Here is an 11,406-nt window from a genome sequence, read left to right as displayed (position 1 = left end):
ACGAACTCGCCCGCCGCCATAGAAAGCGCGCCCGCGAGCAGCCCGGCAACCCCCGAAAGCAGCACCATAGAGCTGGATGCGCCCGAGGCCGTAATACCGATCGTCAGCGCCAGATTCGAGACCAGCCCGTCGTTCGCGCCGAACACCGCCGCGCGGAAGTTGCCCGAGAGCTTTTCACGCCCGTTAGTAGCCAGGGCGCGGATAATTTCTTCGTGAATAGCCTCGTCAGCCGCCATTTCTTCGGTGGCGTCCGGATCTTCGGCGTAGGGGGAGCGGGATTCGGCACGCTGAGCCATCGCCAGAATAAAAACCGACCCGAAATGCCGCGCAAGGAACTGCAAAATCGCCGAAGAGAGCGAAGGACGTGAAGGTTTACCGGCATGTTCGCCAAGCATATCGCGCCAGTGTTGTTGATGGCGTTTCTCGGCCTCGGCAACCTGCATCAGAATCTCACGCTCTTCGCCCTCGGCGCGCTGGGCCAGGTAGCGGTAGATGCGCGCCTCCGATTCTTCATCGGCGAGATAACGCCGCCACCGTCGGATCTGCGCATCACTCGGCTGGGTGACGGGGTGGTGCCGTGCCGGTATGTGCCCGGCCGCCGGGGAAGAATCTTCGGATGCGGTGCGAACCCCCTCAGTCTGTGCGGTGAGAAGATGCTCGCTCTGAGTTTTACGCGGTTCGGCCGATGTCATAGATATCCCGGGTAGATTGGTGTGCAACTCACCAGCATAGGGGGTTCGTCCTCGAAAATCTAGGAAAAGGTGCCAGTGCTTTTATGTTCGCTGCGTCGAACATCTAGGTTGAGATCGCATTGTAAAAGTCGCGGATGAAGGGGCGCCGTTCTATCTGCAATTCCTCGCCACTCTCGGTATAACAATAACTTTCTCAGTCTCACCCTAGGTCTAAGAGTGGTGCCAGCACCCATGTTTTCTAGAAAAATCTGACTTCTAATTAATAACTGCGAGATAACTGCAGATCTCCAAGGGAATTTATATCTAGACCCCTATGAAAGGAGACATCATGCGACTGTATGGTAAGAAAAATAATTCAGGTTCTTCAGCCAGGTATCCCAGTGGGGAGCCGAGTGAAATAAATTCTTCAAATCTTCATGCGGTTGGTTCTTCGCACGGCGGCATCATTCGTGGGGTTGCGTTGTGGAGTGCAAGGCGTCCTATATGGGCGCTTTTGGTCTGGGTACTGTTGATCGGTTTAACCGTATCCCTAAGTACCCTGATCCCCACTCGAATGGCGGGCGAAGTAGACTCGTTGAACGGTCAATCCCGCGAAGCAGCTGTTATGGCACGGGACGCTGGTAAACATAACGCTGCTGAAGAAAATGTACTCCTCAAACGTTCTGATGGCGCGGAAATCAGCGAGGAACAGGATGGGGTCGCGATCGAAGACCTGCATCGTCAGTTAGGTACTGCATCCCACGTGGAGAGTGTTAAAGATCCTGTACCTTCTGAAGACGGAAAGTCAGTATTGATAACTGCTTCCATCGAAGGAAATCCAGATACCGCCTCAGAGCGTGTTGAGGGCGTGCACTCTGCAGTATCAGATTTCTCTTCGCATCATTCAGAGTACACGACTGTTAACACCGGTAACGCAACCATTAATTCAGATTTTCAGACCTGGCTAGGCGAGGACCTTAACCACGCTACTGTGGTGACATTACCCATTACACTTATTATTCTCCTCATAGTGTTTGGGGCCTGGATTGTAGCGGGGCTACCCCTGCTGGTGGGACTAGCCTCAGTATTTTCTGCTACTGGACTGTGGGCAGTCGCTTCACAGGTATTCCCGGATCAGGGGCTAATTTCGCACGTTATCTTGCTAATCGGTATGGCTGTTGGTGTCGATTATTCTCTGTTCTATGTGCGTCGCTTTCGAGAGGAACGCACCGTCGGGCATCAACGGTTAGAAGCCACGCATATTGCAGCAGAGACGGCAGGGCATTCAGTATTAGTTTCTGGAATCGCAGTATGTTTATCAATGGCCGGTCTGCTGCTAGTTCAAGATGTGCTATCAACGGGTGCTGCCATTGGTGCAATCTTGGTTGTGCTGGTTGCGATGATGTCATCCCTAACGGTACTTCCCGCACTCTTAATGCTGCTGCGCGGTGCGGTAGATCGTCCGCGAGTGCCTTTCGTATGGCGACTTTCGCAAGGGACCGGGGGAAGTAAGATCGCCCATCGGATTATCGGGCCGGTAAGCCGTTATCCGTGGGTGGCATTAGCGATTATGGCGGTTTTGTTTGGAGCACTTGCAGCTCCTGCAGCATCTATGAGTCTTAAGATGACGACTGTGGATGACTATCCAAGGTCTTTGTCATCTATGCAGGCTTTGGATGATATACGCGAGGCATTTCCCGGCAGTAAAAGCAGCGCCAATGTGGTGCTGGAAGGCGAACCGGAACAGGTGCGGCAGGCAGTGGATAAAGTTACTCAACATGCGGGTGAGGACACTCAAACCTATGCGGGAGTATCGAACACATGGACCTCGGCAGACCAACGTACAGCGGTTGTCGATATCGCGGTAAAACATACGTCAGACTCTGCGCAAGCGCATCAAGCGGTAAACCGGTTGCGTTCCGACATTGGACCGTCATCAGGGGTTTCTCGTTGGGCGGTTGGCGGCGATATTGCGTCTGGAATGGATTACACGCAAAACCTATCGTCAAAAATCCCGTGGGTGGTTGGAATCGTTATTGCGGTAACATTCATCTTTATGTTTGGGGCTTATCGGTCTATACCATTGGCCGGAATCACGATCGTGTTGAATCTTGCCTCAACCTTGGCTGCTTTTGGCGCAGTGACGGCTATTTTCCAAGGGACATGGGCAGAAAACCTTCTAGGATTTACCTCCACTGGACATGTGGTGTCTTGGATTCCTCTGATGCTGTTTGTCATTCTTTCAGGGCTATCCCTTGATTATCATATTTTGGTGGTAAGCCGTATTCGCGAGTTCGCTGCGGCAGGGTATTCTACCCAAGATGCGATTCGTGAAGGCATTACTCGTACAGCGGGGGTTATCACGAGTGCTGCTGTTATTATGATCGCAGTATTCTGCGTCTTCGGTGGACTTTCCTTCATTGAGATGAAACAGATTGGTATTGGCCTTGCTTTTGCGGTGCTTTTGGATGCAACTGTGGTTCGCCTGGTATTTCTGCCCGCGCTGTTGATGGTGTGCCGCAGGTTCCTTTGGTGTCCATCGAAAAATATTGGGCAGGGCATCAAAACATCCCACGAAACGCTGCCCCGTTCTTGAGAGCGAAGAGATATAAAGGTGCCGCCTCCCGCGTAGGGGAGACGGCACCTTTCGTTCTAAAATCCTGTGTGCGGATTACTTGATTTCGCCTGCGCTATTCTCTAGGAATGCGCGAACGAACCACTGGAACTTCTCAAGCTCAGCGGTCTGACCGATCAGCAGATCCTCGGTAATGGGATCAACTTTACCGGCGAACTCGATAGCCTTGCGATGGTCTTCGATCACGCGGGTGTAGACGTCGTTGAGGGCATGCAGGTGCTCGGTCACGCGAGCGCGGCCTACGGGGTAATCCTCGTGGTTGCGTGCTGCGACCAGCGCACCGGCGAGACCATTGGGGGTTGCACCCAGGGTTGCCATACGTTCTGCGATGTCGTCCACGAAGTTGCGAACGGTATCGACCTGCGGGTCAATCATTTCGTGCACGGCGATGAAGTCGGGGCCGGTTACGTTCCAGTGTGCGTGCTTCAGGGAAAGATGCAGTTCGTTAAGGTCGTGCAGACGAGCCTGCAGAACCTCGGAAATTTCTTTGCCTTCGTCAAGAGTAAGACCGGGTGCGGTGTATTGTGCGAATGTCATGTGAGACTCCTTCTTAGTGCGTAGATGCTGCTTCAAGGGGGTAGACGGCGGGGGATTCTCACCCGCTATTTCCCCGCAAAAGCGTTATCCTTAGTAAATCATTTTTACGCCCCGGAGTCAAGTTTATTTTTAGTAATTCATAATAAGGGTGGCTTTGGATGCGGTTCTGACAACGCTAAAAAATAGCCCAGATAAGGCTTAGCATACCCCGCCACAACCCTGTGCAATCAGTGAACCATCGTCGTGAATACGGTGAGGAACGCGAAAATCGGGCGGCTATTCGCCTAAGGCGCGCACCGCATCCAACGTTAACTCGGTATGTAACATGCGGGCATTCCCCAGCTCGGCGGGAACCTCAAGCTCACCCGGCACTACAATTACTTTCATGCCCGCCGCCGTTGCGCTGCGCACCCCGGAGGGCGAATCCTCAACCGCCACACACCGGCTAGGCTCAACCCCCAAACGCTGCGCCGCCAAAAGGTATGGTTGCGGATCAGGCTTTGGATGCGTCGTCTCATCGTTGCCAATAATGACCGAGAACGTTCCTTCCGGGGCGGCATCGGCTGTACGCTGAGCGATCGACGTGGTCGCATTCGTAACAATTGCCGCTGGAATCTGGGCATCACGCACTTGGGTCAGGAAACGCTCAATACCGGGCAGAAACTCCACCTGCTGATGCGCCAATGCCTCACGAACCTTGGCAACTAGGCGCTCATTAATCTGCTCATCCGGCAGATCAACCCCGCGTTCGCGCAGGCGGTCAAGCGTAAATTTCATAGAAAGCCCCAGACAATCCAGGGTATCCTGCTCGGTCCAGGTGCCGCCGAACTCGGCCGCAAGAGCAACCTTCGCGGCAGCCCACACCGGCTCGGTATCCACAAGCGTGCCGTCATGGTCGAAAAGAATCGCGGCGGGAAAAGAAGAATTATTCGTCATAGTTTAAGCCTACCGGGCATTTCTAGGTAGCCCGTAGGACAACGTCATCAATCGTCACCAAAAAATCTGTCCCCGCGTTCAGTGGGTTTCCCGCAATACTGAGCAGAGCATCAGCAACATCTTCACGAGCAATCATTGGAATACCCGGAACTCGCGCAACACTCGCCACATCAAACACCTTGACCCCACCCTTGCCAGGCTTATCTGTCAGCAGACCCGGATGCACCCGCGAAATATACGGCTGATACTTAGCAACCATCGCGTCGGCCTTTGCGCGATCCGTAAAAATGCTGCGCATCATGATCTTGCACCCTACACGCATGAAAAAAGATGCGCTCCGCAGCGTATCGCCCACTCCGTAGGCGCTCATAATAACGCAGTGCTTCACACCCGCACCCACTACCGAATCCATAATGAGCGGCAGGCGCTTCTGCATGAACGTGGTGGATAGAAACTCTCGTACCGTAGCTTTCTGCCCCAGGATGCTAACCATTACATCCTGTCCGGAAGAAATTGTGGCGATCCGCTCAGAATCGTTCAGGGCACCGGGGACAATCATGAGGTTCTGGTGTTCCCCCAAAAGCTCCACCGTCTTATCGGGGTTACGCACATAGGCGGTAACCATGTGCCCCTCCTCTAGCGCTTTGCGGGTGAAAATGCTTCCGGTGCGACCGCTTGCTCCTAAAACCAGTATTTTCATGTAGGCTCCTATTATTTACCGCTAGGAGGCATGAGTACCCGCAAGCCCCCAATGTGCTCAGTATAACAATAAAGTTTTTGGTTAAAGTTTAGGTTTATGTGGGATTTACCGCGGAAAGCCCGCTGACATGGTGAGTGCTGTACCAGTCCGGGGCACAAACCGTTTAAGATGGCACAGTGAACGAAAAATCAGAGCACTCCGGATCGCACCCGCGTGTAAACTCATTAGCTGCACGCACACCTGCCCTTATACAGGTTGCAACCCTCTACGCTGCATACCCCATGGCATTCGTCTCTGCTGCTTGGATTACCGTCGGCCGTGCCCTCTTTGGTGCCGCTGGTGATCTCGTGCCCATTTTTGCTATCTCATTTGGCCCAGCACTCGCCGTAATTCTGTGTCTGGGCGCGCGGTGGATGCTTCGTGATGCTCATCGTCGCGTTACCAGCGGCGAGTACGCGCGGGTTGGTGCATCCTGGGGATTCGTATTGTCCGTGTGGACCTGCTGGGCGCTCGCTTTTCTCTTTGGGATGTTCATTCCCGACTACCGTGCCGGGGTACCGGTGTCGGGAATTGGTGCGCTCGCGGGTGCCGATTACGTGGGCTACGGTGCAGGATTCGGGAATACCTTCGGAATTTTGACCTTTGCCATGGCTATTACCGCCGCCGTGATCGCTTTCAATGCCAATAGGCGCTCGGCGCGCATACAGCAGGGTGTTACCGACGAGGTTTTGGAGGAGCAGGCGCGACAACAAAGCCCGTATGACTTCTTGGACTGAGACCTAGTCTGATCCTCTCATCCCGCGCCCTAAAAAGGCTCTTTATACGAATAAAGCGTATTTTTTGCCGCTTTATTTACATAAAGAGCCTTTTTATCACTGAATTTTGGTTCCAAAAACCGGTGGTAGCCCCTTGCATCCAAATATTGAGTGTAGTAGACTCAAGTTAGCTATAAAAAGAAGGCGCAGGATGCGCCCCGCACAAGACGCGAAAGGATAAGATTTATGGACGCAAAATTCACAACCAAGAGCCAAGAAGCGCTCTCCGCCGCTAATATGAACGCGCAGACAGCGGGTAACCCCAGCATCGAACCTGCGCACATCCTCAAAGCACTGATGGATCAGCGAGAAGGCGTTGCCGTAGCGGTTCTCAAGGCCGCAGGGCTCGATATCGACGCCATCTCGGAAGCCGCATCCGCAGAGATTAAGAAGCTGCCGAAGGCATCTGGAGCATCCGTGCAGAACGCAAACTTCAGCCGCAGCGCCCTCGCCGCTATTCAGAGTGCGCAGACCCACGCCCAGAAATTCGGTGACACCTATATCTCTACCGAAATGCTGCTGCTGGGCATCGCAAGCGGCGATAGCGATACCGCTCGCGCACTTGAAAACCTGGGCGCAACTGCCAAAGTCATTGAAGAGACCATTCCCCAAGTACGAGGAGACCGCACCGTGGATACCCCGGACCCCGAAGGCACCTTCCAGGCCCTTGAAAAGTATGGAACCGACCTGACAGCGCTCGCCCGCGAAGGTAAACTCGACCCCGTGATCGGCCGAGACTCCGAAATTCGCCGCGTGGTGCAGGTGCTTTCCCGGCGTACCAAGAACAACCCCGTGCTTATTGGTGAACCCGGCGTCGGCAAAACCGCCGTGGTCGAAGGGCTGGCGCAGCGCATGGTCTCCGGCGACGTCCCCGAATCCCTGCGCGGTAAAACCCTGATCAGCCTTGACCTTGGATCCATGGTTGCGGGTGCTAAATACCGCGGAGAATTCGAGGAGCGCCTCAAGGCCGTGCTCGAAGAAATCAAGAAATCCGAAGGTCAGATCGTCACCTTTATCGACGAGATGCACACCGTGGTTGGTGCGGGCGCATCCGAAGGTTCCATGGATGCGGGCAATATGCTCAAGCCCATGCTGGCACGCGGTGAGCTGCGCATGATTGGCGCTACCACGCTCGACGAGTTCCGCGAGAACATTGAGAAAGACCCCGCCCTGGAGCGCCGTTTCCAGCAGGTGTACGTGGGTGAGCCTAGTGTTGATGACACTATCGGTATTCTGCGTGGGCTCAAGGAACGCTACGAGGCGCACCATAAGGTGCAAATCTCGGATGCCGCCCTGGTCGCCGCCGCAGCACTTTCAAATAGGTACATTCCCTCACGTCAGTTGCCCGATAAGGCGATCGACCTGGTGGATGAGGCCGCATCGCGCCTGCGCATGGAGATCGACTCGGCTCCCGAGGAAATTGACCAGCTGCGCCGCGCCGTAGACCGTCTGACTATGGAAGAACTGGCCCTCAAGAACGAGACCGACCCAGCGTCGAAGGAACGCTTGGCGGCGTTGCGTAAAGACATGGCTGATAAGAAAGAACAGCTGGATGCGCTCAACGTTCGCTGGGAAGCCGAAAAGGCCGGTCTGAACCGCGTGGGCGATCTCAAGAGCGAAATCGACGAGCTGCGTTCGCGTGCCGAGGTGGCACAGCGCGAGGGCAACCTTGCGGATGCATCCCGCCTGCTCTACGGCGAAATTCCCGCCAAGGAGAAGGAACTGGAGGAAGCTCAGCGCGCCGAAACTGAGGCTCATGGCGAGGCTATGGTCTCTGAAGAGGTCACGGCTGACGACATTGCCGAGGTTATCTCTTCCTGGACGGGCATTCCCGCCGGGCGCATGCTTCAGGGTGAATCCGAGAAGCTGCTGGAGATGGAGAAGCGCATCGGTGAACGCCTGATCGGTCAGGAAGCTGCCGTGGTTGCTGTGGCGGATGCGGTTCGCCGCGCCCGCGCCGGAATTTCCGACCCGAACCGCCCGATTGGTTCCTTCCTGTTCCTGGGGCCGACCGGTGTGGGTAAGACCGAGCTTGCGAAGGCTCTGGCGGAGTTCCAGTTTGATGACGAGCACGCCCTGGTGCGCATCGACATGAGTGAGTACGGCGAGAAGCACAGCGTTTCCCGCTTGGTGGGTGCGCCTCCCGGATACGTGGGTCACGAAGAGGGTGGTCAGCTGACCGAGGCTGTGCGCCGTCGCCCCTACTCCGTGGTGCTGCTGGACGAGGTTGAGAAGGCCCACCCCGAGGTCTTCGATATTCTGCTGCAGGTGCTTGATGACGGTCGTCTGACCGATGGTCAGGGCCGCACCGTGGACTTCCGCAACGTGATTCTGATTCTGACCTCGAACCTGGGCTCGCAGTACTTGGTCGATCAGGAGATGCCGTTTGAGGAGCGCACAGAGAAGGCGATGCAGGTGGTTCACCAGGCGTTCCGCCCCGAGTTCCTGAACCGTCTGGATGACATCATCATGTTCGAGCCGCTCTCTTCCGAGCATCTGGGACAGATTGTGAATCTGCAGATTCAGGGCATGGGCAAGCGTCTGACCGACCGCCGCCTGACCCTGGATGTTACCCCCGCCGCCCTGGAGTGGCTGGGCTTGGCAGGGTACGATCCGGCCTTCGGTGCCCGCCCGCTGCGCCGCCTGGTACAGCGCGAGATCGGCGATCGTCTGGCGAAGGGTATCCTCTCGGGCGCTATCCACGATGGCGACACCGTAGAGGTGGATGTGAACCCGGATGTTGCAATGGACGGTCTGTCAGTGACCTCCAAGCGTGACGACTAACTCTTCACAGCGCGAAATAGAATGCTAAGCTGCAGCGGGAGCGTAAATTACGCTCCCGCTGCAACTTTCCACTCCCGGAGGAGCTCGTGCTTGCAGAGCTAAGGACCGAGACGCCTGTTTGCATAAGCTTCTAGATATTTCAAAATGCTATAGTTCCCTCATGGATACTTGTGAGAATAACGCTGACGTTTACAACAAGAACTGTCCGTGCCGACATATTCTCGATAGGATCGCGGATAAATGGACGGCACTTATTATCGGGCGTCTGCAGCAGGGACCTCAACGTTTTTCAGAGTTGAGGCGTAGCATCACCGGCATAACGCAGAAAGTTCTGACCCAGAACCTCCGAACACTAGAACGTGACGGTTTGGTAAGCAGGACTATCTTTCCTACCGTACCTGTCACTGTGGAATATAAACTTACCTCTTTGGGCGAAACCTTGATTGAGCCTTTACGGGTTCTTCGCCAATGGTCTGAGGCTCATAAACAAGAAGTACTTGACGCACAAGACGTGTACGATACAACGACATAGCGGCAGAATATACATGAGGAGGGGTTATCGTCTGCACGATAGCCCCTCCTCACATTGACGGGAGTTTAAGAATAAGAGATGACGAGTTTTCCGATCATATGGGAGCTTTCAACTTTCTGATGCCCCTCACGGAAAGACTCAACACTAAGTCCTGTTAAAGTCTCGGTGAGAGTGCCCGTAACCTGTCCCGAGTCAATCATGTCAGCTACCTGCCTCAGCAGATCAGACTGATACGCCATATCCTCTGTTGCAAACATGGAACGAGTGAACATAAATTCTGGCGTCACAGAGATCGACTTAGGTTTAAAAGCGCCAATGTTAAAAGTCTGAGGATCGTCAATAAAAACTAATTGACTCTGCGGATTCATGGCAGAGGCAATATCCTCTTCACGATGTTCAGTGTAAGCAGAGAAAACGTAGTCGGCACCGCCAAGATCCTGAACTTGCTGCCCCAAATCTTTACTGTGATCCACAATATCATCCGCTCCCAGCTTCTTGCACCATTCAGCGGATTCTCGGCGTGAGGCTGATGCAATTACGCGAAGAGAAGTTCGTGCTTTTGCAAACTGGATCACCATAGAACCGACTCCGCCTGCCCCTCCAATCACCAAAAGGTTACCCGAAGTATCTTTGGTGAGACCCATATGATCAAAGAGCGTTTCCCACGCAGTGATTGCGGTAAGTGGAATGGCAGCCGCTTCCGTGAACCCCAGCGATGCAGGTTTCTTAGCGACAATACGGTAATCTACCGTCTGATATTCTGCGTTTGAACCTGGGCGTGTGAGATCACCAGCGTAATAAACCTCATCGCCAGGGACAAAACCAGACACATTTTCTCCTACAGACTCGACGATACCTGCCGCATCCCAACCAAGAATTTTAGGATCTTGCTGAACTCCTGCACCTGCGCGTACCTTGACATCCACGGGGTTGATAGAGACAGCTTTCACTCGAACCAGGAGATCCTGGGGCCCGGGAACAGGGATGGGCATTTCAGTCTCAATGAGTGCTTCTGGGTCAGAAATTGGTAGGGAACGTAGCATAGCAATTGTTTTCATAGTGTTTGACATAAAACTCATGCTACTGCTTGCCCCACAGGCACTTTCAAGGAGGGTTAGTTACTCCGAGGAAACCCAGTCATACCTATAGATGAAACATAACTTATAAGGTTTCGTTCCGAGCCGTGTTTTTATCTTTGCCCGAGGCGGGAGCATAGTTTATGCTCCCAGAACTCAGTCTTTAACGCGTGGAATCAGCTCTTACTTCTTGCGGTTCTGATAGAAATCCTTCTCGAATTTGCGTGCCCAGTCCGCAATAAGTCGGTAGGTGTCGGAGCACAACTCTAGGGTTGCCTTCGCTTCTATCTGGTCGTCAATGGATGCGGCGGCCTGTTCCAGCCGATCTGCCCATTCGCTGTAGGTATCGGCAATAGACTGCAATAGTTCGTGCCCCATCTTCTCATCCACCATGCGGATATTCGCGATGACGGAGACGAAGTTGAAGTCTACGCGCGCTGGGCTGGAGGCAATATCGTAGAGAAGCTCATGAAGACGCTCCTTGCCTTCGAGAGTAATGAAGTAGACCGTGCGCTCAGGCATAGCGCTGTCTTTGACGGTGGTGCTCTCCACATATCCCTGCTTGTAGAGCTGCACCAGGTTACGGTATACGGAGGGTGAGCTGATGCGCGCCCAACCGCGCACTCCGCGCTGGTCCATCATTTTGTTCATTTCGTAGGCGCTCATCGGGTGCTCGTGCAGAGCCCCTAGGATCATAGCGTCGATAGTTGGGGTTGCCAT

At 54.3% G+C, this 11,406-nt stretch carries 10 protein-coding genes; 4 read left to right on the top strand and 6 right to left on the bottom strand.

Translation table 11 applies throughout. The features are described from left to right. The coding region (locus HMPREF2554_RS08060) for a VIT1/CCC1 transporter family protein (protein WP_210396029.1) at window positions 1-692 on the bottom strand (692 nt) is incomplete at its 3' end. Window positions 693-1,020: 328 nt separating this feature from the next. Between HMPREF2554_RS08060 and HMPREF2554_RS08055 the strand changes: the two genes are divergently transcribed. Next, window positions 1,021-3,267: an MMPL family transporter gene (locus HMPREF2554_RS08055; RefSeq protein ID WP_246826033.1), complete on the top strand. Its 2,247-nt coding sequence runs from the start codon at window positions 1,021-1,023 to the stop codon at window positions 3,265-3,267. A gap of 75 nt (window positions 3,268-3,342) precedes the next feature. Here the strand turns inward: HMPREF2554_RS08055 and HMPREF2554_RS08050 are convergent, their stop codons facing one another. The 3 genes from HMPREF2554_RS08050 to HMPREF2554_RS08040 all read right to left on the bottom strand — a co-directional run bounded on the left by HMPREF2554_RS08050 (window position 3,343) and on the right by HMPREF2554_RS08040 (window position 5,479). Then, window positions 3,343-3,843: a Dps family protein gene (locus HMPREF2554_RS08050; protein ID WP_013397818.1), complete on the bottom strand. Its 501-nt coding sequence runs from the start codon at window positions 3,841-3,843 to the stop codon at window positions 3,343-3,345. A gap of 276 nt (window positions 3,844-4,119) precedes the next feature. Next, window positions 4,120-4,779 carry an HAD family hydrolase gene (locus HMPREF2554_RS08045; protein WP_070554612.1) on the bottom strand — a complete coding sequence of 220 codons (660 nt, stop codon included), beginning with the start codon at window positions 4,777-4,779 and terminating at the stop codon, window positions 4,120-4,122. A gap of 22 nt (window positions 4,780-4,801) precedes the next feature. Then, the gene (locus HMPREF2554_RS08040; protein WP_070554610.1) at window positions 4,802-5,479 is read right to left on the bottom strand and encodes an NAD(P)-dependent oxidoreductase; all 678 of its coding nucleotides are present in this window, start codon (window positions 5,477-5,479) and stop codon (window positions 4,802-4,804) included. A gap of 176 nt (window positions 5,480-5,655) precedes the next feature. Between HMPREF2554_RS08040 and HMPREF2554_RS08035 the strand changes: the two genes are divergently transcribed. The 3 genes from HMPREF2554_RS08035 (at window position 5,656) to HMPREF2554_RS08025 (ending at window position 9,610) form a co-directional block, all read left to right on the top strand. Then, window positions 5,656-6,255 (top strand): hypothetical protein, encoded by a 600-nt coding sequence (locus HMPREF2554_RS08035; protein WP_070554608.1) that lies wholly within the window; start codon window positions 5,656-5,658, stop codon window positions 6,253-6,255. A 225-nt stretch (window positions 6,256-6,480) separates the two neighbouring features. After that, window positions 6,481-9,078: an ATP-dependent chaperone ClpB gene (clpB, locus tag HMPREF2554_RS08030; RefSeq protein ID WP_070554605.1), complete on the top strand. Its 2,598-nt coding sequence runs from the start codon at window positions 6,481-6,483 to the stop codon at window positions 9,076-9,078. A gap of 160 nt (window positions 9,079-9,238) precedes the next feature. Then, window positions 9,239-9,610 carry a winged helix-turn-helix transcriptional regulator gene (locus HMPREF2554_RS08025; protein ID WP_070554603.1) on the top strand — a complete coding sequence of 124 codons (372 nt, stop codon included), beginning with the start codon at window positions 9,239-9,241 and terminating at the stop codon, window positions 9,608-9,610. A gap of 65 nt (window positions 9,611-9,675) precedes the next feature. On the opposite strand, the gene HMPREF2554_RS08020 is transcribed toward HMPREF2554_RS08025, so the two are convergent. Then, window positions 9,676-10,689 (bottom strand): zinc-binding alcohol dehydrogenase family protein, encoded by a 1,014-nt coding sequence (locus HMPREF2554_RS08020; protein WP_070554601.1) that lies wholly within the window; start codon window positions 10,687-10,689, stop codon window positions 9,676-9,678. A gap of 180 nt (window positions 10,690-10,869) precedes the next feature. Further along, window positions 10,870-11,406 (bottom strand): PadR family transcriptional regulator, encoded by a 537-nt coding sequence (locus HMPREF2554_RS08015; RefSeq protein WP_070554599.1) that lies wholly within the window; start codon window positions 11,404-11,406, stop codon window positions 10,870-10,872.

Origin of the sequence: Rothia sp. HMSC071F11 (assembly GCF_001809115.1) — a bacterium.
Lineage (GTDB): Bacteria > Actinomycetota > Actinomycetes > Actinomycetales > Micrococcaceae > Rothia > Rothia dentocariosa.
This window is presented reverse-complemented; position numbering and strand designations above follow the sequence as displayed.

Coding starts and splice junctions, on each gene's coding strand:
- HMPREF2554_RS08055 (WP_246826033.1), top strand. CDS start 1,021: ATGCGACTGTATGGTAAGAAAAATAATTCAGGTTCTTCAGCCAGGTAT.
- HMPREF2554_RS08050 (WP_013397818.1), bottom strand. CDS start 3,843: ATGACATTCGCACAATACACCGCACCCGGTCTTACTCTTGACGAAGGC.
- HMPREF2554_RS08045 (WP_070554612.1), bottom strand. CDS start 4,779: ATGACGAATAATTCTTCTTTTCCCGCCGCGATTCTTTTCGACCATGAC.
- HMPREF2554_RS08040 (WP_070554610.1), bottom strand. CDS start 5,479: ATGAAAATACTGGTTTTAGGAGCAAGCGGTCGCACCGGAAGCATTTTC.
- clpB (WP_070554605.1), top strand. CDS start 6,481: ATGGACGCAAAATTCACAACCAAGAGCCAAGAAGCGCTCTCCGCCGCT.
- HMPREF2554_RS08025 (WP_070554603.1), top strand. CDS start 9,239: ATGGATACTTGTGAGAATAACGCTGACGTTTACAACAAGAACTGTCCG.
- HMPREF2554_RS08020 (WP_070554601.1), bottom strand. CDS start 10,689: ATGAGTTTTATGTCAAACACTATGAAAACAATTGCTATGCTACGTTCC.
- HMPREF2554_RS08015 (WP_070554599.1), bottom strand. CDS start 11,406: ATGGCAACCCCAACTATCGACGCTATGATCCTAGGGGCTCTGCACGAG.